Below are 636 nucleotides of genomic sequence, written 5' to 3' on the forward strand. Positions count from 1 at the left end.
CAAACGCGGCGCGCAAAATCTTGTGGCTACCCTCCCACAATACCATCGGCGCGGCATCCTCGGTGGCCTCGGTCAGTGGAATACCCAGTATCCATGCGTGCGGTTCATCGACCCGGCGCCGCCGGTCCGGCCCCATTGGTCGCAACCCATCCACATGAGCGGCATCTCTGTTCCGCCGATATCGCCCTGCAGCTTCGCTCTCACCTCGGCGCGGACGGGGATAGCCCGGATGGATCACCGAAACCTGCCCTTTATGCAGTGGCAGGACACCGTAGTGCTGGACAATGAAGTCCATGGCCTGTCCCATCAAAGGGCCAGAGGACGCGACCCGCCCCTGCGCATCATTGTCCAGGGCATCGACGCCGATGAACCACGTGCCTTCACAATCCAGCCAATCGGCATTGGCCGGATCGACAACCGAAGCGCGGGCGACCGGCAGGGCATGGCTCACCCATTCGGCCAGATCCGGATCATAGGGAAATTTCACCCAGCCCCGGGTCCAGAAATCGCTCACCATCCCAGCGCTTTCCGCAACATGTTCAGAGCCACCAAAGTCAGGAACACCGCGAACACCCGTTTGAGCGGTTTGGGATCCATCGCATGTGCCAGCCTGACACCCCACGGAGCCGTAATCAT

General features: G+C 61.5%; 1 protein-coding gene and 1 pseudogene. Both read right to left on the reverse strand.

The window, feature by feature from the left end:
- Positions 1–517: hypothetical protein (locus ACR1XY_RS24765; protein WP_480597521.1), on the reverse strand; the 517-nt coding region annotated here is incomplete at its 3' end.
- Positions 511–636 (reverse strand): annotated as a pseudogene (locus ACR1XY_RS24770) (sulfite exporter TauE/SafE family protein); the annotation flags it as partial. The pseudogene ACR1XY_RS24770 and the gene ACR1XY_RS24765, both read right to left, overlap by 7 nt.

The organism is Ruegeria sp. AD11(2025), from assembly GCF_056542405.1.